Origin of the sequence: Nitrosospira lacus (genome assembly GCF_000355765.4) — a bacterium.
Taxonomy (GTDB): Bacteria; Pseudomonadota; Gammaproteobacteria; order Burkholderiales; family Nitrosomonadaceae; genus Nitrosospira; species Nitrosospira lacus.
Genome location: NZ_CP021106.3, coordinates 166,683 through 186,845, shown reverse-complemented (window position 1 = coordinate 186,845; position 20,163 = coordinate 166,683). Strand labels below are relative to the sequence as shown.

The window sequence follows — 20,163 nt, the reverse complement described above, 5'->3', positions numbered from 1 at the left end:
GTGCATGAATTTGCGAGGTAAAACCGTGCTGGTGCTCGGAATGGGTGAAACCGGACTCTCCATGGTCAACTGGCTGTCGCGTATGGGCGCGAATGTGCGTGCGGCTGACAGCCGTGCAGCACCCCCCTGTCTTGAAAGTGTAAAACAGATCCTCCCCCGCGCCCGGATATTCACCGGCGCCTATGCGGCCGAGGTCTTCGCCGGTCTTGACCTTGTCGCCATCAGTCCCGGCGTGCCGGTGGCGGAGCCGCTGGTGCAGGCGGCGGTGAGGGACGGTGTGACCGTGATGGGGGACATGGAGCTTTTCGCTTTGGCAATCAAGCAACCGGGCGTGGAAAAACCAAGAATCCTGGCCATTACCGGTTCCAACGGCAAGACGACGGTAACCGCCATGACGGGGACGATGATGAGGAAAGCGGGATGGGACGTCGAAGTGGCAGGCAACATCGGCCCGGCGGTGCTGGATGCGCTGATGCGGCGGGAAGATTCGGGAAAGCAGCCGCAGGCATGGGTACTGGAGGTTTCCAGTTTTCAGTTGGAAGTCACCCGGAATCTTGATCCTGATGCGGCGACAGTGCTGAATCTAAGTGAAGACCATTTCGACCGCTATGCGGGAATGGACGACTACGCTGCTGCGAAGGCGAGAATATTTCAGGGAGGTACAAGGAATGGTCATGGGGGCGGCGGCGTTCAGGTTTTGAACCGCGATGATCCTCTTGTACGCGCGATGGCATTGACCGATAGAAGGCAGATGACTTTCGGCCTGGATATGCCGGTTGGCGATAATGATTTTGGTTTGCTCCACGAGGGTGAAGACATCTGGTTGGCGCAGGGGAAAACCCGCTTGATGAAAACCGGCGAGCTGGGTGTCACCGGCCTGCATAATGCGGCCAACGCTCTGGCGGCATTGGCGTTATGCCGCGCCATCGACCTGCCATTCACGCCATTGCTGCAAGCCCTGCGTGAATTCAGGGGATTGCCGCATCGCATGGAAAAGGTGGCGGCGTTCGGTGGCGTCACGTTCTACGATGATTCCAAGGGCACCAACGTGGGCGCAACGGTCGCGGCGCTGGAAGGTATGGCGCAAAGCGTGGTGCTGATCGCGGGCGGCGATGGCAAGGGGCAGGATTTTTCGCCATTGGCACAGCCAGTCACGCAACACGCGCGTGCCGTGGTGTTGATCGGGCGCGATGCGAAAAAAATTTACGCCGCGATTGAGGACTGCGGGGTGCCGCTGCATCACGCGACAACGATGGAAGAAGCCGTGCGGAGAAGTTTTGCGCTGGCACGAAACGGGGATGCGGTATTGATGTCACCGGCATGTGCGAGCCTCGATATGTTCAGGAATTACGTGCACCGCGCGGAGGTATTCGTTGCGGCGGTAAGAGGTCTGCAGACCGGCGCCTCAGACATGATTAACACGGTATCCAGCTGATGATCTACCAGAGCGATATCAATTACCAGAGAAGCCTGCCCAATTTTGATCAGTCCTTGATCTGGTCCGCGATATTGTTGCTGAGCCTGGGGCTGGTGATGGTTTATTCCGCTTCTATCGCCATCGCCGAAGCGGGGCGGGGCACCAATGGCCATCCTGCCTATTTTCTTGTCCGGCATGGAGCTTACTTGGGAGTGGGTTTGCTGGCAGGGCTGATTGCTTTCCAGGTGCCGGCGTCCGCATGGCAGAAGTATTCGTTGCACCTGTTTTTGCTGGGACTGGTGCTGCTGGTGCTGGTATTGATTCCCGGGGTAGGCCGCGAAGTCAATGGCAGCCGGCGCTGGATACCACTGCTGCTCGTGAACCTGCAGCCATCGGAGTTCATGAAACTGTTCGTGGTGTTTTACGCCGCCAACTATACCGTCCGCAAAGCTGCTTACCTTGATAGTTTCCGCAAAGGTTTCTTTCCGATGTTGATCGTCATGCTGATGGTGGGTCCGCTTCTGCTGCTCGAACCGGATCTGGGGGCATTCGTTGTCATCACCGTCATCATGATGGCGATACTATTTCTGGGCGGCATGGACCTGAAACTATTCGCGGGATTGACCGGCTTTCTAGCCGTCTGCCTGCTGGCGCTGATCTGGATGGAGCCTTATCGCATGCAGCGGTTTTTTGGATTCATGGACCCGTGGGACGATCCCTATGGCAAGGGCTATCAGTTGAGCCATGCCCTGATTGCATTCGGACGCGGCGAATGGCTGGGTGTAGGCCTGGGCGGGAGCGTGGAAAAACTTTTCTATCTGCCTGAGGCACACACTGACTTTCTGCTCGCGGTGATCGCGGAGGAGCTTGGCTTCATCGGGGTCATGACAGTAACGATGCTGTTTGCGTTGCTGGTGATACGGGCATTCGTAATAGGCCGTCAGGCCGCTGTGCGGCAGCGTCATTACTCCGCGCTGGTGGCACAGGGTATCGGCGTATGGCTGGGAGTACAAGCCTTGATCAACATGGGTGTAAACATGGGGGTATTGCCGACAAAGGGATTGACTCTGCCGCTGATGAGCTTTGGCGGCAGCAGTATTGTCGCCAATTGTGTCGCGCTGGCGGTGCTGATGCGGGTGGATTGGGAAAACCGGCAACTGATGAAAGGGTATGCGATATGAGCATAACGCCGCAGCGCCGGGCCGGTGCGGAGAATTCAGCTTGATCCCCACCATTCTCATCATGGCGGGAGGGACCGGCGGGCATGTGTTTCCAGGGCTGGCGGTGGCGGATTACATGAAAACGGCGGGTTGGCGTGTGGTGTGGCTGGGAACGGAGCGAGGCATGGAAATAACGCTGGCGCCGCAGCGAGGTTACGAAATGGAGACTATTCGTTTCTCCGGCTTGCGCGGGAAGAACATTGCGACTTGGCTCACGCTTCCATTACGCCTGTTGCGTGCATGTTGGCAAAGCGCCAGGGTGATAGGCCGGGTGCGTCCCGATGTGGTGCTGGGCATGGGTGGTTATCCGGCATTTCCCGGTGGATTGATGGCTTTTTTGCTGAATAAGCCATTGCTTATACATGAGCAGAATTCGATTCCAGGCCTTGCCAACAGGATATTGGCGAAACTTGCCGACAGAGTCCTGCTGGGGTTCCCCGGTGTGATGAGGGGCGACGGGAAGGTGATATTTTCCGGCAACCCGGTGCGTAGCGAAATCAGCCAGTTGGAATCGCCGGACAAGCGATACGCCATGCGCAGCGGGAAATTGAGATTGCTGGTGATTGGCGGCAGCTTGGGCGCACAAGCACTGAATACTATCGTGCCGCAGGCATTGAAGCGGGTTCCTGAAGAACTGCGCCCGCTGGTGACGCATCAGGCAGGCACAAGGCATCTGGACATATTGAGAAAGAATTACGCCGACGCGGGAGTGGAAGGTGATCTGGTCACGTTCATTGAAAACATGGCCGCCCGTTACGCCGATAGTGATGTGGTGGTTTGCCGGGCTGGGGCGCTCACCATCGCCGAACTGACCGCTTCCGGCGTGGCAAGCATTCTGGTGCCTTTTCCGTATGCGGTGGATGATCACCAGACGACGAATGCAAAATTCCTGAGTGACAGGAAGGCTGCAGTGCTGTTGCCGCAAAGTGAACTGACCCCGCAAGGATTGGCGGAATTGCTGATGGGGTTGACTCGCGAGACGCTTCTGGAAATGGCGATGAACGCTCGCCAGCTGGCGAAACCGGATGCTACCCGGCTGGTTGCGGAAGCATGTATGGGAATGGCAAGGACATGAGAACTTAAATGTGGAAAATGAAGGAAACCGTCATCTTTTAATCACTACCTTTTATTTCACATTTCACAAGATCCGGGTATGAAACATAAAGTCAAGCATGTGCATTTTGTAGGCATCGGCGGTTCCGGCATGAGCGGAATCGCCGAAGTGCTGCTCAATCTGGGTTACCAGGTGAGTGGTTCGGACTTGTCCAGCACCGCGATTACCCGGCGCTTGAAGAAACTGGGCGCGATTATTCATTCGGGCCATGCGAGCAGCCATGTTGCAGCGGCGGATGCAGTGGTGACATCCACGGCGATCAGCGCGGACAACCCCGAAGTGATTGCCGCACGCGAGCGAAATGTACCGGTGGTACCGCGTGCCATCATGCTGGCAGAGCTGCTGAGATTGCGCCAGGGAATCGCCATCGCGGGCACGCATGGGAAGACCACGACCACTAGCCTTGTCGCCAGCATTCTCGCGGAAGCGGGAATGGATCCGACGTTCGTTATCGGCGGCAGGCTGGAAGCCGCGGGTTCTCATGCCAAGCTGGGCGGGGGCGAGTTTATCGTGGTCGAGGCCGATGAATCCGATGCCTCCTTTCTCTATTTGCAACCGGTGCTGGCGGTTGTGACCAATATAGACGCCGATCATATGGAAACCTACGGTCACGATGTCAGCAAACTCAAGCAGGCATTTGTTGATTTTCTGCAACACCTGCCTTTTTACGGTATGGCGGTATTGTGCGTGGACGACGCCAACGTACGTGAAATTCTGCCCGATGTGACCAAGCCCATCACTACCTACGGCTTATCGGATGCCGCGCAAATCCGTGCTGCCGATATTCGCCATGGTGAAGGACAGATGCACTTTACCGCGCTGGTAGGCTTGAATGGCAAGACCCGCAAGCTCAAGATCGTATTGAATTTGCCGGGGTTGCATAATGTCCAGAACGCGCTTGCGGCAATTGCTGTATGTAACGAGATCGGCGTGAAAGACGCCGCCATAATCAGGGCGCTGGCAAATTTTCGGGGTGTGGACCGGCGATTTCAGCGCTACGGTGAAGTCAGGCTGGCAAGCGGGGAAGCGAATGGGAGCGGGAGTTTTACGCTGGTCGATGATTATGGTCATCACCCGGTGGAAATGGCGGCCACCATCGCGGCCGCACGTGGTGCCTTCCCCGGCCGCAGGCTGGTATTGGCATTCCAGCCGCACCGCTATTCGCGCACCCGCGACTTGTTCGAGGATTTCGTCAAAGTGCTCTCCACCACCGATGTGCTGCTATTGACAGAGGTGTACCCGGCGGGCGAAGCGCCCATCGTCGCGGCCGACAGCAAGTCGCTTGCGCGTGCGCTGAGAGTGCTGGGCAAGGTTGAGCCGATATTTGTCGAGACGGTGGATGAGCTGCCCGCCGCCATACATGGCGTGGCGCGGGAAAATGATGTCGTATTGGTGATGGGAGCGGGATCGGTGGGAGCGGTGGCGCCTGATCTCGTTAAAGGATCCCAACCCTGAGGATGTCCGCGATCGCGGAAAAGGATAACGGGCGTCCTGTTTTTCTCCACAAGAGATATATATCGCTGGATCTGGATGCATGAATGGACATGTCGGAAATTAGATTGACTCATGGGTTGCGTGCCCTTCGCGGGGAGATACGCATGAATGAATCGATGAAAAAATACACTTCCTGGCGCGCGGGCGGGGAGGCGGAGCGTCTCTATATACCGGCCGATCTGGCCGATCTGGCTCAATTCATACGCGGTCTGCCGGAGGACGAGCCCGTTTATATGGTGGGTCTCGGCAGCAATCTTCTGGTGCGCGACGGCGGGGTGCGCGGCACCGTCGTTGTGCTGCATGCACGGCTTAATGATCTGCGGCTGGAGCAGCACGATGAACATGAAGGATTGATAGTTGCGGGAGCGGGCGTGGCCTGCGCGAAGGTCGCGCGTTTCGCGGCATTGCACAGTCTGGCGGGTGCGGAGTTTCTGGCGGGCATACCCGGGACGGTGGGCGGAGCGCTGGCGATGAATGCGGGTTGTTATGGCGCTGAAACCTGGGGAGTTGTCGAACACGTGCAGATACTCAACCGTGCAGGTCAACTGCGCGAACGCCTGCCGGGGGATTATGAGATTGGTTATCGGCACGTCATGTTGAAGCTGGAGTCGGTCACCAGGGATCAGAAGGGGGGCAATCCCTCCGGTGAGGAATGGTTTGTGGGGGGCGGATTCAGGTTGTTGCGGGGTGAAGACGCGGCGTCGCGCAAAAAGATCAAGGAATTGCTCGCTCGGCGCATCAGCACTCAGCCATTGAATCTGCCCAACGCCGGGTCAGTATTTCGCAATCCGCCGGGAGACCACGCGGCGCGGCTGATCGAGTCATGCGGACTGAAGGGCTTTCGTGCCGGTGGCGCAATGGTTTCGTTCAAGCATGCGAATTTTATCGTAAATACCGGCGACGCCACGGCGGCTGAAATTGAAGCGGTGATTGCTGCGGTGCGCGAAACCGTGAAGGAAAAGGCCGGGATTGAGCTGGTGCAGGAAGTGCGAATCATCGGCTCGTCTCATGAATCCAGCCAGATTCAAAAGTCTGCCACTGACAACCTCATCGGGGATGATCGATCATGAGTCGCTCTGATTTTGGAAAAGTTGCAGTTTTGCTGGGAGGGCGTTCCGCCGAGCGTGAGATTTCACTCAAAAGCGGTAACGCGGTACTTGCCGCGCTGCGACGCCAGAATGTGGATGCTTATCCTTTCGATCCCTCTGAACACCACATGGAGGCGCTTCTGCAACAAGGTTTTGACCGGGCGCATATTGCCCTGCATGGGCGCTATGGCGAAGATGGTACCGTGCAGGGTGCCCTGGAGCTTATGGGCTTGCCTTATACCGGCAGCGGGGTCATGGCGAGCGCGCTGGCCATGGATAAATGGCGTACCAAGCTGCTGTGGCAGGCGGCGGGGATCGATACCCCTCGCCACATTCTGCTCAACGCCCAAAGTGACTTTGACGCGGTGGTAAAAACGCTTGGCTTGCCGCTGATCGTCAAGCCATCCCGGGAAGGATCAACCATCGGCTTGAGCAAGGTCAAGGCCGTGGCGCACTTGCCGGCTGCGTATGAATCAGCGGCAAGGCACGACACCATGGTGCTGGCGGAGCAGTTCATCGAAGGCATGGAACTGACTGCCGCCATACTCGGGGAGACCCCGCTGCCTCTGGTACGGATAGAGACCGCGGGTGGCTTATACGATTATCAAGCTAAATATCTTTCCGACGATACCCGGTATTTTTGCCCAAGCGGCTTATCCGCCGCGGATGAGCAGGCAATTCAGGCGCAGGCGCTGCGAGCGCATCAGACGTTGGGGTGTGAAGGATGGGGAAGGGTGGATGTGATACTGGATAAATCCGGTAAACCCTATTTTCTTGAGACCAACACTTCGCCCGGCATGACCGACCACAGCCTCGTGCCGATGGCGGCAAAAGCGGTCGGAATATCGTTTGATGACCTGGTGCTGCGAATACTGGAGCTGGCCCATGTGGGATAACCATCAGGCGCTGGACTTGCTGGCCAATTCACTATTTGTGCTAGTTGCGTTGATGGCGGCTTATACCGCCAGCCAGTGGGCGCTGAGTCTGCCGGTATTGCCGGTGAAGGCGCTGAGTGTCAGCGGTAGCGACAGCGGTGACGGCAAACTGAGGCATGTGACACGGGAACAGATCGAAAGCGCGGTTCACAGCGAATTCATTGGAAGTTTCCTCACCCTTGACCTCAATGCCATGCGTCATGCGTTCGGGAAGTTGTCCTGGGTGCGTGTTGCACGCGTGCGGCGGCACTGGCCGCAGAGCCTGGAAGTGACGCTCGAGGAACATATCGCGCTGGCCCGCTGGGGCGGTGACGCATTGGTGAACACGCATGGCGAAACATTCAACGCCGCGTCTGACGAAATACTGCCTGTATTCGATGGGCCGCCCGGGAGCTCGCATGACATGGCGCGGCAATACGCCGTCTTTACTGAATTGCTGCGGCCCTTGCAACAGCGCATCGAGCGGGTGAATCTCTCGCCCCGTCGTGCCTGGCAGCTTCACCTGGATAATGGAATCGTACTGGAACTCGGGCGCGAGCAGATGGAATCGAGGCTGGCGCGGTATGCCCGGGCGCATGACTACAGCATTGCGCGACTAAACCAGCAATTGAGCCATGTGGATTTGCGTTACCCCAACGGTTTCGCTGTGCGAGCCGAAGGGATGACGGAAAAGCCAGGCGGGAAGAAAGCTCCACGAAATTAAGGTCATGAAGCAGATGAGTAGAATCAATGAAAACAAGAACTTGATCGTTGGCCTCGATATCGGCACATCGAAGATCATTGCCATCGTCGCGGAGGTAAAGCCCGAGGGCGGATTCGAGGTTATCGGCATGGGCAGCCATCCCTCGCGCGGTTTGAAAAAAGGCGTCGTCGTCAACATCGAGACCACGGTGAGCGCGATCCAGCGTGCGCTGGAAGAGGCTGAGCTCATGGCCGACTGCAAAATTCGCGAGGTATATACCGGCATTGCCGGCAGTCATATCAAGAGTTTCAATTCCCATGGAATGGTCGCAATCAAGGACAAGGAAGTATCGCAGCTGGATGTCGAGCGCGTGATGGAAACCGCCAAGGCCGTGAATATTCTCAACGATCAGCAAGTTCTCCATGTCCTCAATCAGGAATTTATTATCGACGGGCAGGAGGATGTGCGTGAGCCTATCGGCATGAGCGGCGTACGGCTGGAGGTGAAAGTGCATATTGTTACCGGTGCGGTGTCCGCGGCGCAGAACATCATGAAATGCGTGCGCCGCTGCGGCCTGGAAGTGCGTGATCTGGTGTTGCAACCGCTGGCCTCGGCAATGGCCGTCCTATCGGAAGACGAGAAAGATCTGGGCGTATGTCTGGTGGACATCGGCGGGGGTACTACTGATATCGCGGTGTTCACGCATGGCGCGATTCGTCATACCGCCGTAATCCCGATTGCCGGTGACCAGATTACCAATGACATCGCGATGGCGTTGCGTACGCCGACCAAGGATGCCGAGGATATCAAGTGCCGCTACGGCTGCGCGTTGCGCGGCATGGCCGACCCGCGCGGAATGGTGGAAGTCGCGGGTGTGGGCGAGCGGGCCGCGCGCCAGCTTTCCCGCCAGACGCTGGCGGAAGTGATCGAGCCGCGCGTGGAAGAACTCTATTCCCTTGTGCAGGCGGAGTTGCGCCGCAGCGGTTTCGAGGAATTGCTTTCGTCCGGGATCGTCATCACCGGCGGCAGCAGCTCCCTGCATGGCATGGTGGAGCTGGGCGAGGAGATATTCCACATGCCGGTGCGGCTGGGATTGCCGCACTATCGCGGCGGATTGGCGGAAGTGGTGCTCACGCCGCGCTGTTCTACCGGCGTGGGGCTGATCATGGCCGGCATGGAGCAGTTTCAGCGGCATCAGCATACCAGGCTGCAGGGCAACTCATTCAAGCGGATTCTTGAAAGAATGAAGAGCTGGTTTCAAGGGAATTTTTGACAGCGGCGTAAAAAACAGGAGCCCGCATAAAGTTTAACTAACAATTTTTAAAGGAGAAGCGCCATGTTCGAAATAATGGATACACAAACTCAGGAAGCCGTTATCAAGGTCATTGGCATCGGCGGTTGCGGCGGCAATGCGGTGGACCACATGATTCAGAATGGGGTGCAAGGTGTCGAGTTCATTTCCGCCAATACCGATGCCCAGGCACTGAAGCGTAATCAAGCGCGTACCCAGTTGCAATTGGGATCCGCGATCACCAAGGGGCTGGGAGCGGGAGCCAATCCGGAAATCGGACGCGACGCCGCGATGGAAGACCGCGACCGCATCGCGGAACTGATTGAAGGCGCCGATATGCTCTTTGTCACCGCCGGGATGGGTGGCGGTACCGGTACCGGCGCCGCGCCGGTGGTGGCGCAGGTGGCGAAGGAATTGGATATTCTTACCGTGGCGGTGGTTACCAAACCCTTTTCCTTCGAAGGAAGACGCCTTAAAGCAGCGCAGGCCGGTATGGAAGCGCTGTCACAGCATGTCGATTCGTTGATCGTGATTCCCAATGACAAACTGATGGTGGTGCTGGGCGACGATGTCAGCATGCTGGATGCATTCAAGGCCGCCAATAATGTGCTGTATGGCGCCGTCGCGGGAATCGCGGAAGTGATCAATTGCCCGGGCTTGGTAAACGTTGATTTTGCTGACGTGAAAACCGTCATGTCGGAAATGGGTATGGCAATGATGGGTTCCGCAACTGCTGCAGGTGTCGAACGCGCGCGCGCAGCGGCGGAGCAGGCAGTGGCCAGCCCCCTGCTGGAAGATGTGAATCTCTCCGGCGCACGTGGCATACTGGTCAACATTACCGCCAGCTCGGGAATGAAAATGCGGGAAGTCCACGAAGTCATGAATACCATCAAGGGGTTTACCGCCGACGATGCCACCGTGATTGTCGGTACCGTGATCGACGAGAACATGCAGGACAACCTGCGGGTCACCATGGTGGCGACAGGCCTTGGCGGCGTGGGTAACCGCATGCAGCCCAAACCGCTGAGTGTGATTCACACACGCACCGGGACGGACAACATCATGTTCTCGGACACCGTGAACTGGAAGGAACTGGATGCTCCCGCCGCGATTCGTTCGAACAGGAGGCGCGATGCCACCGTGGAAGCCATGAAACAGTCGGGAGTGGATATGCTGGATATTCCGGCGTTTTTGAGGAAACAAGCGGATTAAGGATTTTGCAAGTTGGCTCCGGCTGGATCGGACAGCCGTCAGGTGCGGTCGAGTGTTAGCTTCAAAGCCGTCTTCACGTGTACGGCAACAGGCTGAATCTTGGCTGACAAAGACTTTTTCCATTCGTATGTATGCATAACGCATGCCTAATTCGACACAGGGGAGAACCAAAATGGCTCAATTCAAAAATTGTACCCTTGGGTATTCAAAGGACGATTCATTCGTATACTTCAACATAGCGGCATCTATCGATTTTCTGCCTCATGAGATGAATACACATTGGTTTTTAGACGTTACGTTCATGGAAAATGCCGATCTCTTGGATGATAAAATTGGTTCAAATGCTCGAACATTCCTTGCTAACAGGCTTCACAAGGATGTCAGCTTTAATTTTGCTTTCAAGTGGGAAGTGGTAAACACGGAGGTGATGAACGGAGAAGTTTACGCCAAGGTGCGTATTGTCCCACTTGAGGTGCCGCCACCATTTGTAAAAGATGAGATAGAGACCAACATGATATCTGTTGATGTGTAAATAAAGGTTAAAGCTAACCGGGGCGAGGCTCGAATTAAATGTCTTAGACTTTCGCCACAGGTGGAAATGTGACAGGAAGAGACGCTCAGGTGCTAAAAACGAAAAGCCACATACGAAGCGGCCCTAGCTTAAGCAATCTTGCGACGAAGTGTCATAAAGCCCAACAAGCCCAAACCGGCCAACAGCATGGCATAGGTTTCCGGTTCAGGCACGACAGCTATATTCAAGTTGACCGCTGCATTCTGAGCGCCCAAGTAGTTGCCGATGTCGCTCGGGGCGGGGTTTGAGTCACCATAGCCCAAAACCGGGTCTCTAATAAATTTTGCTTCATGAGTTTCCGGATCATACGCACCTATATAATTGTAGAATTCATAACGACGAATCACCGATTCTGCATTCACTCCGACCGGAGCATCCCCTCCATTATCCAATATGCCGACATCGGGATTCTTGTTATCTATCTGCAATAATGCCCACTCGACTTCGGTATGGTTTTCGACCTCCTTGATTTTGGAATTGTCGCCCACCAGCTCTTCCAGACCAACCGGAGCATCAAACTCTGTTGTAAAAACCTTAACCCATAGCGCATCTCCAAACTCAACATTATTTTCGGGGGCAGGGGCCTGAATGTGGGCTGCCACCACAGGGGGTGCAGCGGGGACGGGTGAGGGAGTTACATTCCAAACTGGCGCAGGAAGATTGACAACCCCATTGGTCAATACACCGGGCGTTGCAGTCTCGACCAGCCAGCTATAGGTGGTCTTGGTTGCGTTATGGGTCGTACCGACACCAAAGTGATCGCAAGGCGTACCTGGACCATAACCGACGCCGCCACCAGACCAGCAATTATCTCCAGGTGTAATGAAAGTTCCGCTTGGCGTACCGAAATCCCAGCTCGCCCCATCGAAAAGACCGCGATAGGTTACTTTTGTACCGAACGTCGCACCATTCGCGTACTCAGAAATAGTAGGGGCGCCATAACGTTCTACGCTTGTTAAAGGGTCAAAGCCGCGACCACTTGGAAAGCCTCGGCCAGCTCCGCCAAACGTGTCGGTGATATCGGAGCTATGCAGGCCTTCGAGATCAATTTCAAAGCCATGCGCGGTTTTACCGGTATCATTGATTACGTCAAAATTTCCCAAAAAACCAATGACCGAAGCAGAGGCCATATCTGGCGTAATCGCCATCGATAGCGCGACAGTCAACACTGAGAATTTAAGCATATCCAATTCCTCCTTGGTCGACTATTAAACCCAAATTGAGAAGATCTTTCAATGATCGGGATCATATTCATGTAAGGGGCACAACGCAAGCTATTGGAACACATCACTCTGTTAGCGGTGCTGGTCAAGGTAGGCAAGCCAGCGCGGAATCGGCGGGGGAGGGATTTGGTCATGTACGCAATCGGAGCTAGGTGGAAGACAATCAGGAGCGAGAAATGGCAGCGGACACCAACGAGAGTGTCAACTGCTTGCTGCGGCAGTAGCTGCCCAAGGGCAGTGACATGAATCGCTTCACGCAAGAGGAACTGGACGAACGCGCTTGGTAACTGAACCACACCGCAAAAGTCGCTAGACTTCAAGTACCCCGCAGAGTTATTCACGCCCGACGCATTCGATTTAAGCAACATCATACTGCACTTCTTGGGGTTGGAAATTGGCAATACTGCCAGTACGGAAACGGTAGAAAACAATCAGTATGTAATGCCTGGCTCACGTTTTGTCAGCTGGGGCGATACTCAGGCAGGCAAGCGGTTACAATTCATGCGCTGTTTCCCCCTTTCCATATTATTTCCGCCATATGGTTTTTCGGCATATTTTTAATCGTTCTGCTTCTTCAGCAACGATTCGACCGCCGTTTTCAGAGGCGATGGAGGCAATTCCGCAGCCAGTCCGATCAGGCTTTTCACACCGGCCTGGCCTATTTTCTGCTTTCCAGCTGGCCCGTTTGCGGATAGCCCATGCCCTGTAACAGAACGGTAATCTGCTTGCACAGTAACCCGAATTGCAGTAACCTCATAACCTCTCGCCCGGAATTTTAATAATAACGACGGCAAAATTTGCCTGAGTTTCGCTGCGATCGCACCGTTGTGCGCACACAGGGTCAGGTTCCCTTCGAAGAACCCGCCCAGAGTGCAGCGTTGAGCCAATTGCGGCGGAGCGATATCCATGAATACCCGTTGCATCGCGGTTAGTTTGTCCAGGTAGCCGAATAACCGTTGATGATCGGACATAGTGCTGAGGGCGCCGAGGTAAAAAGTAATCTTGCGTGCGGCCATGGCTGAATGACAATCAGGGAATAAAGATGAATATTATTCTAGTTTCCAATAATTTGGCAAAGGCGCGAACACTGACCTTAACCCGCTTGCATCTTGCCCTTGCCGCGGGAGCATTCCTGTTAAGCGCTGTGTTATTGGCGATGGCGCTGAATTATCTTTCCCTGCGTTACGCTGACAAGATCGACAGCCCCACCTTGCGATCGCTGGTTTTGAGCGTGCAGGCGGAAGAACAGCAAAAGACCCAATCGTATTTGCGTGATAGCCTCAACGCGATGGCGGTCAGAATGGGCCAGATGCAGGCTCAACTGCTACGGCTCGATTCGGTGGGCGCCCGTCTGGCGGAATTGTCAGGAATCAAGCCGCAGGAATTTTTGTTCAACCAGCGTCCGGGGCAGGGAGGAGTCGCTTCTTCCTTACCGTCTCAGGAAATGTCACTTCTGGAAGTCAGCAATAAAATCCAGGAACTGTCGCTCATTCTGGATGATCGGGCCGACAAGTTTGGTGCCTTGGATTCCGTGTTGATGCAAGACAGGCTCAAGAAAAAAATGCTTCCTTCCATTATGCCGGTCAGTACAAAATGGTACTCCTCCGGTTTTGGTGTGCGCATCGATCCCTTCACGGGAAGAAGTGTTTTCCACGAAGGGGTGGATTTCACAGCCGCAACGGGTACTCCGATCGTCGCCGCCGCGGGAGGCGTGGTCGTGTATTCCGGTTTCCATTCCGAATATGGTAATATGATAGATGTTGACCACGGCAATGATCTCGTCAGCCGTTATGCCCACGCATCCAAGCGCACGGTCAAAGTGGGCCAGGTTGTCGTGCGGGGACAGAAGATCGCGGAAGTGGGCAGCACTGGCCGTTCCACCGGCCCGCATCTGCATTTTGAAGTCAGGCACAAGGGCTTGCCGCAAAATCCGTCACGATTCTTGAAGATGCCTGGTTGAGCCGGATTAATACTCTGCTGCGGGGGTGAGGCCAAAAACCTCACCCCTTATTTTTTGGACGTTTGTTTAAATAGAATTTTTTCGAGATTTCATGCTGAACAATCTGCTCAAGAAGGTCTTCGGAAGCCGAAATGACCGGCTGATCAAACAGTATTTCCAGGCTGTGGGAACGATCAACGCGCTGGAAGCCAGGATAGCATCCCTGACTGACGCTGAGTTACGCGCCAAGACCGATGAGTTCAGGCAACGCATTGCCGATGGCGCAACGCTCGATGCATTGTTGCCGGAGGTGTTTGCCGTGGTGCGCGAGACCAGCAAACGCATACTCGGAATGCGGCATTTTGACGTACAGTTGATTGGCGGCATGGTGCTGCATAGCGGAAAAATCGCCGAGATGCGTACAGGCGAAGGAAAAACGTTGATGGCGACCTTGCCTGCCTACCTCAATGCACTGGCCGACAAAGGCGTTCATCTGGTGACAGTGAATGACTATCTCGCCAAGCGGGATGCGGAGTGGATGGGACGCATCTATCAATTCCTCGGTATCAGCGTCGGCGTGATTCTTTCCCAAATGGACCACGGCGACAAGCAGGCCGCCTACGCCGCCGGCATTACCTATGGCACCAACAACGAATATGGGTTTGATTACCTGCGCGACAATATGGTGAATCACCCTGTCGAGCGTGTTCAGCGGTTACTCAATTATGCCATCGTTGACGAAGTGGATTCCATTCTGATTGACGAGGCGCGCACTCCGCTGATCATATCTGGCCAGGCGGAAGGCAGCACCGACGTCTATTTGCGTATGAATGTGCTAATTCCAAAGCTTGTCCGCCAGGAAACAGAGAAGCACCCCGGCGATTTTAGCGTGGATGAAAAATCCCAGCAGGTGCTATTGAGCGAGGCGGGTTTTGAGCATGCGGAAAAACTGCTTGCCCAGAGCGGACTGCTGACGCCGGGCACCAGCCTATACGATCCCGCCAATATCAACCTCGTTCATCATCTTTACGCGGGACTGCGTGCCCATGCCTTATTTCTTCGTGACCAGCATTATGTGGTGCAGGACGGCGAAGTCGTCATCGTCGATGAGTTTACCGGACGGCTGATGTCAGGCAGGCGCTGGTCGGAAGGATTGCATCAGGCGGTGGAAGCAAAAGAGGGTGTCCCGATCCAGAAAGAGAATCAGACACTGGCCTCGATCACTTTTCAGAATTATTTCCGCATGTATCACAAATTGGCGGGCATGACGGGTACGGCCGATACCGAGGCTTACGAGTTTCAGCAGATTTACGGATTGGAAACGGTGATCATTCCAACCCATCGTCCCATGATACGTAATGATCGCATGGATCAGGTATTCCGCACCATGGACGAGAAGAATCGTGCCATCATCGCGGATATCAAAGACTGCTATGAGAGGGGGCAACCTGTTCTGGTCGGAACCACCTCTATCGAGAACAATGAGCTGCTGTCCGGATTACTTACTCAGGAGCAGTTGCCGCATCAGGTACTCAATGCCAAACAGCATGCAAGAGAAGCGGAGATCGTCACCCAGGCAGGGCGCCCGAAGATGGTTACCATTGCCACCAATATGGCGGGCAGAGGTACTGACATTGTGCTGGGAGGCAATCCGGAGCCGGAGCTCGAGCGCATCCGTACCGACGAAACCATGAGCGAACCTGCGAAGCTTGAGCGTACCGCGGAATTGCAGGAGGAATGGCAGCGGCTTCACGAGGAAGTGCTGAAGCAAGGGGGCCTCCATATCATCGGCACCGAACGGCATGAATCCCGGCGCGTGGATAACCAGTTGCGCGGCCGCTCCGGCCGCCAGGGAGACCCCGGTTCCAGCCGTTTCTATCTTTCGCTGGAGGATCCGCTTCTGCGCATTTTCGCATCGGATCGTGTGGCAAACATCATGCAGAAGCTCAACATGCCGGAGGGCGAGGCCATTGAGCACCCCTGGGTTACTCGCGCCATTGAAAATGCCCAGCGCAAGGTGGAAGCCCGTAATTTCGACATGCGCAAACAATTGCTGGAATACGATGATGTTGCCAACGATCAGCGCAAGGTGATCTATGAGCAGCGTAACGAACTTCTCGAGTCTCAGGATATTTCAGAGACGGTCACCGCCATGCGCGGGGACGTGCTGGGCGGTCTTATCGCCCTCTATGTGCCGCCGCAAAGCGTCGAGGAGCAGTGGGATATACCGGGACTGGAAAAGGCATTGGCTGCCGAATATCAGTTGCAGTTACCGTTACGGGAGTGGCTGGAGAAAGAACCTGACCTGCATGAAGAAAGTCTTCACCAGCGCATCACCGGGATAGCGCAGGAACATTATTCCGCAAAAGTAGATCAGGTCGGCGTCAACGTTATGCATCAATACGAGAGGGCAGTGATGCTGCAAAGCCTCGACACCCACTGGCGGGAGCATCTCGCGGCGCTCGATCATCTGCGTCAGGGTATTCATTTGCGGGGGTATGCACAGAAAAATCCCAAGCAGGAATACAAACGCGAGGCCTTTGAGCTATTTACTTCCATGCTTGAAGAGATCAAGACAGAGGTCACCCGGGTACTCATGACCGTTCAGATCAGAAGTGAGCAGCAGGTGGAAGCGGTAGCGGAAACACAGCAGGCGCCAGTGAATGTCCAGTATCACCATGCGGCTTACGAGGAGGCGCTGGATGAGGCGGGCGATCACGAAGGTCGTGACGAACAGCGCCTGGAAAAACATCAACCATTTGTACGCCAGGGCGGGAAGGTCGGCCGCAACGATCCATGTCCATGCGGATCAGGAAAGAAGTATAAACAATGCCACGGCAAACTGAGTTAATTGCGCTCGCTGATTGAGGCAGCCGAGCGTAAATGAATCATCGCGTATCCGCGTATTAGTTTATTCGCTTCTGAAAATACTCGTCATAGCGGAAAATATAATCCTTGTCTGTCAGCGGTAGATGACAGGCACGGCAGGTGACGGTATCATCCGGTGCCTTCGTTTTTCCATCCGCCATATACATGGCGTATATCCAGTCGCCATTCCTGAGATCGGGAGGCATTACGCTTTCGCCCCAGCCGGCACCTTTGCCCATTACGGCCACTTTCAGCAGGTCGCCTTTGACAAACTTGCCATCGGCACCCTTCAGCGGCGTGCCATCCGCGGCTTCACGCGCCTTGTAGATTTCCATTACAGAAATAGTACCGTTGGGGAAAGCCTCGCCCATTTTTGTGCTATGCCCGATAGGGTTAATATAGATTTCGCGGACCTGTTTAGTATCGGCGCGCTGGATTTCAGACAAAAATTTAGGCCAGCCCTTGTAATTCGCGGGAACGGGTAATTCGCCATCTTTGTATTTCTGGGCCTGGGGCGCGGGAGGCGTCTGCGCGCAACCCATCAGTACCGTAGTCAATATCGTGGCTGTGGCAACCCATTTAACATATTTCATCTGGTTTTCTCCTGTTGTCGAGCGGGATTTAATCACCTTTCTTCCATCACTTTGACCGATGGTTTCCCCATTGAGTCCGTAAATGACAGAAAGGAATTTGCATGAATATTTATATTACGGACTTGAATTGTGTGTGCCGGAATGCCTTTACTATACTAGCGTTGGACAGATGTCGTTGCAAGGATTAATACACGCTGCCATCCGTATTTGTTCCGCGCCGGTCCCTGCGCCCCCCTCGTGCGTCTGCCCGGATTTTTTTGCTATATGACGCAGTCAGTCAAGATGCAGGACGCGATAAGCAAAGCGCATCGCGCCACATGAAAATCCGGTCATGCGGCGCCTTGCCTGATAATTGTTGCGCCCGCTTTGCGGGGGCGCTTTTTTATGCAGATTTGCTTCGCAAGGGGAGTGAGGGGACGCCACATTCCGCGTGGCATTTCATGCTTCCGCCATACCATGGTGGCGCAGCAGCGCATCAATTTTTGGCCCACGCCCGCGGAATGCGATGAACGATTCCAGCGCCGGACGGCTTCCGCCGACGGCGAGAATTTCATTCCGGAAGCGGGCGCCGGTTTTGGCATTGATTAGTTCCCCGTCATTGCTTTCCTCAAACAGGCTGTATGCGTCGGCGGACAAAACTTCCGCCCATTTGTAGCTGTAATATCCCGCCGCATAACCCCCGCCAAAGATATGCGAGAAGCTGTTGGGGAAGCGATTAAATGGCGGCGGAATGACGACCGCAACCCGTGCGCGAATCTCATCCAGTAATTGCTGTACCGTTTTCTTCCCCCGCGGGTTGAAATCAGAATGCAGCCGCATATCAAACAGTGCAAATTCTATCTGGCGAAGCATTTGAAGACCGCTCTGAAAGTTCCTTGCGGCCAGCATTTTGTCGAAAAGCACCCGTGGAATAGGCTCGCCCGTATCCACATGGTTTGTCATGTTCATCAGCACTTCACGTTCCCAGCAAAAGTTTTCCATGAATTGACTGGGCAGTTCCACCGCATCCCACTCCACGCCATTGATCCCGGACACACCCAGGTCTTCAACCTGGGTAAGAAGATGATGGAGGCCATGACCGAATTCATGGAATAGCGTAATGACTTCGTCATGAGTAAACAGGGCAGGGCGAATTTGTCCGTTCAAGGGCACGGGTGCGGAGAAATTGCATGTGAGATACGCCACAGGCGCCTGGATGCTGAGTTCCCCGGTTCCGATCCGGCGGCGATTGATGGCGTCATCCATCCATCCTCCGCCACGCTTGCCGGGACGCGCATAGAGGTCAAGATAGAATTGCCCGATCAGGTTTCCTTCAGAATCCCTTATCATAAAAAACTTTACATCAGGGTGCCAGAGCTGAATACCGGCCGCCTCCGGCGGCGGGGAAATAACAATGCCATAGAGATTCTCCACCAGCGCGAACATGCCCCGCAGTACACTGCTTTCAGGGAAATATTGCTTTACTTCCTGCTCGGAGAACGCATAGCGGTCAAGGCGCAGCTTCTCACTGGCATAAGCCAGATCCCATGCCTCCAATTTTCCCAACTGTAGCTTGCCGGCCGCAAACCGGGACAATTCTTCCAGATCGCGTTCAGCGTAAGGTCTGGCCTTGGTGGCAAGCTCACCCAGAAAATCCAGTACCTGTTTTGGGGTCGAAGCCATTTTTGTCACGAGCGACGCCTCGGCGTAGCACTCAAATCCGAGCATCCGCGCCTCTTCCTCGCGCAGCTCAAGTATCTTGCTGATCAACGGCGTATTGTTCCACTCCACTTTGCCCAGCTCGCTCGCGCGGGTGGAATAGGCATGATACATTTTCTCGCGTAGTGCCCGATTGTCCGCATACTGCATGATGGGCATATAAGAAGGGGCGTGCAATGTGAATTTCCAGCCTGGCGTACCCTCTTTTGCGGCGGTTTCCCTTGCCGTTTCCAGTACGTCCGCGGGGATACCGGATAACTCGTCCGCATTCTCCACATGCAGCATAAAACTGTTGGTGGCATCCAGCAGGTTATCGTTGAATCTGGAAGAAAGCGCCGACAGCTCTTCCTGGATCTCGAGAAAACGTTTTTTTTCCTGTGACTGGAGCTCCGCTCCGCCCAAACGGAAATCCCGTAACTCGTTCTCGACAATTTTTTTTCGCGCACGATTCAGGCTTTCAAATTCCGAACCATTGCGGAGCTGCTTGAATTTCTCGAATAACGCCGGATCCTGACTCAATTCCGCATAATACTGAGTTACGTACGGCAGATTGGCGTTATATATTTCGCGTAATTCCGGGCTGTTCACCACGGCGTTCAAATGCGCTACCTGGCCCCAGGCACGAGACAGGCGCTCGTTGGCATCATCCAACGGTTGCACGAAATTCCGCCAGGTGGGCATGGCGGTATCATCACGTATCCTGGCAATGATGGCGCGGTTATCAGCAAGCAGTAGCGTTACCGCCGGAGTGATATGTTCGGTTCGAATATCCGCGAAGCGCGGGAGTCCGGAAAAATCCAGCAGAGGGTTTGTCATGA

16 protein-coding genes are annotated in these 20,163 nt (G+C 55.0%); 12 read left to right on the top strand and 4 right to left on the bottom strand.

What is annotated here, in order from left to right:
* Positions 1–4: 4 nt before the first annotated feature.
* From murD to EBAPG3_RS00790, 10 genes are all read left to right on the top strand, one after another.
* Positions 5–1,435 carry a UDP-N-acetylmuramoyl-L-alanine--D-glutamate ligase gene (gene murD, locus EBAPG3_RS00835; RefSeq protein ID WP_004180709.1) on the top strand — a complete coding sequence of 477 codons (1,431 nt, stop codon included), beginning with the start codon at positions 5–7 and terminating at the stop codon, positions 1,433–1,435.
* Positions 1,435–2,598, top strand: coding sequence for a putative lipid II flippase FtsW (gene ftsW / locus EBAPG3_RS00830; protein ID WP_004180707.1), 1,164 nt, complete (start codon positions 1,435–1,437; stop codon positions 2,596–2,598). Before murD ends, ftsW begins: the two co-directional genes overlap by 1 nt.
* Positions 2,588–3,712 (top strand): undecaprenyldiphospho-muramoylpentapeptide beta-N-acetylglucosaminyltransferase, encoded by a 1,125-nt coding sequence (murG, locus tag EBAPG3_RS00825; protein ID WP_004180706.1) that lies wholly within the window; start codon positions 2,588–2,590, stop codon positions 3,710–3,712. Before ftsW ends, murG begins: the two co-directional genes overlap by 11 nt.
* Before the next feature lie 78 nt (positions 3,713–3,790).
* Positions 3,791–5,206: a UDP-N-acetylmuramate--L-alanine ligase gene (gene murC / locus EBAPG3_RS00820; RefSeq protein WP_004180703.1), complete on the top strand. Its 1,416-nt coding sequence runs from the start codon at positions 3,791–3,793 to the stop codon at positions 5,204–5,206.
* 83 nt (positions 5,207–5,289) lie between these two features.
* Entirely contained in the window at positions 5,290–6,315 is a 1,026-nt protein-coding gene (gene murB / locus EBAPG3_RS00815) for a UDP-N-acetylmuramate dehydrogenase (RefSeq protein ID WP_004180701.1), read from the top strand.
* Complete coding sequence (locus EBAPG3_RS00810) at positions 6,312–7,229, top strand: D-alanine--D-alanine ligase (RefSeq protein WP_004180693.1); 918 nt, start codon at positions 6,312–6,314, stop codon at positions 7,227–7,229. The genes murB and EBAPG3_RS00810 overlap by 4 nt, the downstream gene beginning before the upstream one ends.
* Positions 7,219–7,971, top strand: coding sequence for a cell division protein FtsQ/DivIB (locus EBAPG3_RS00805; RefSeq protein WP_004180691.1), 753 nt, complete (start codon positions 7,219–7,221; stop codon positions 7,969–7,971). The genes EBAPG3_RS00810 and EBAPG3_RS00805 overlap by 11 nt, the downstream gene beginning before the upstream one ends.
* Before the next feature lie 13 nt (positions 7,972–7,984).
* A complete protein-coding gene (ftsA, locus tag EBAPG3_RS00800; protein ID WP_040853198.1) occupies positions 7,985–9,223 on the top strand; it encodes a cell division protein FtsA in 1,239 nt (412 codons plus the stop codon).
* Between the two features lie 63 nt (positions 9,224–9,286).
* A complete protein-coding gene (ftsZ, locus tag EBAPG3_RS00795; RefSeq protein WP_004180686.1) occupies positions 9,287–10,453 on the top strand; it encodes a cell division protein FtsZ in 1,167 nt (388 codons plus the stop codon).
* A 172-nt stretch (positions 10,454–10,625) separates the two neighbouring features.
* The gene (locus tag EBAPG3_RS00790; protein ID WP_004180684.1) at positions 10,626–10,985 is read left to right on the top strand and encodes a hypothetical protein; all 360 of its coding nucleotides are present in this window, start codon (positions 10,626–10,628) and stop codon (positions 10,983–10,985) included.
* Positions 10,986–11,113: 128 nt separating this feature from the next.
* On the opposite strand, the gene EBAPG3_RS00785 is transcribed toward EBAPG3_RS00790, so the two are convergent.
* Together EBAPG3_RS00785 and EBAPG3_RS00775 are read right to left on the bottom strand one after the other, a co-directional pair.
* Positions 11,114–12,208 (bottom strand): PEP-CTERM sorting domain-containing protein, encoded by a 1,095-nt coding sequence (locus tag EBAPG3_RS00785; RefSeq protein WP_004180682.1) that lies wholly within the window; start codon positions 12,206–12,208, stop codon positions 11,114–11,116.
* 596 nt (positions 12,209–12,804) lie between these two features.
* On the bottom strand, positions 12,805–13,263 hold the full coding sequence (locus EBAPG3_RS00775) for a DciA family protein (RefSeq protein ID WP_004180678.1): 459 nt from the start codon (positions 13,261–13,263) through the stop codon (positions 12,805–12,807).
* Positions 13,264–13,289: 26 nt separating this feature from the next.
* On the opposite strand from EBAPG3_RS00775, the gene EBAPG3_RS00770 reads away from it, so the two are divergent.
* Positions 13,290–14,207 (top strand): M23 family metallopeptidase, encoded by a 918-nt coding sequence (locus EBAPG3_RS00770; protein WP_004180676.1) that lies wholly within the window; start codon positions 13,290–13,292, stop codon positions 14,205–14,207.
* A 91-nt stretch (positions 14,208–14,298) separates the two neighbouring features.
* On the top strand, positions 14,299–17,037 hold the full coding sequence (gene secA / locus EBAPG3_RS00765; RefSeq protein WP_004180674.1) for a preprotein translocase subunit SecA: 2,739 nt from the start codon (positions 14,299–14,301) through the stop codon (positions 17,035–17,037).
* A gap of 55 nt (positions 17,038–17,092) precedes the next feature.
* On the opposite strand, the gene EBAPG3_RS00760 is transcribed toward secA, so the two are convergent.
* Complete coding sequence (locus EBAPG3_RS00760; RefSeq protein ID WP_004180672.1) at positions 17,093–17,647, bottom strand: cytochrome P460 family protein; 555 nt, start codon at positions 17,645–17,647, stop codon at positions 17,093–17,095.
* A gap of 438 nt (positions 17,648–18,085) precedes the next feature.
* Positions 18,086–20,161: a M3 family metallopeptidase gene (locus EBAPG3_RS00755; RefSeq protein WP_004180669.1), complete on the bottom strand. Its 2,076-nt coding sequence runs from the start codon at positions 20,159–20,161 to the stop codon at positions 18,086–18,088.
* Positions 20,162–20,163 lie beyond the last annotated feature (2 nt).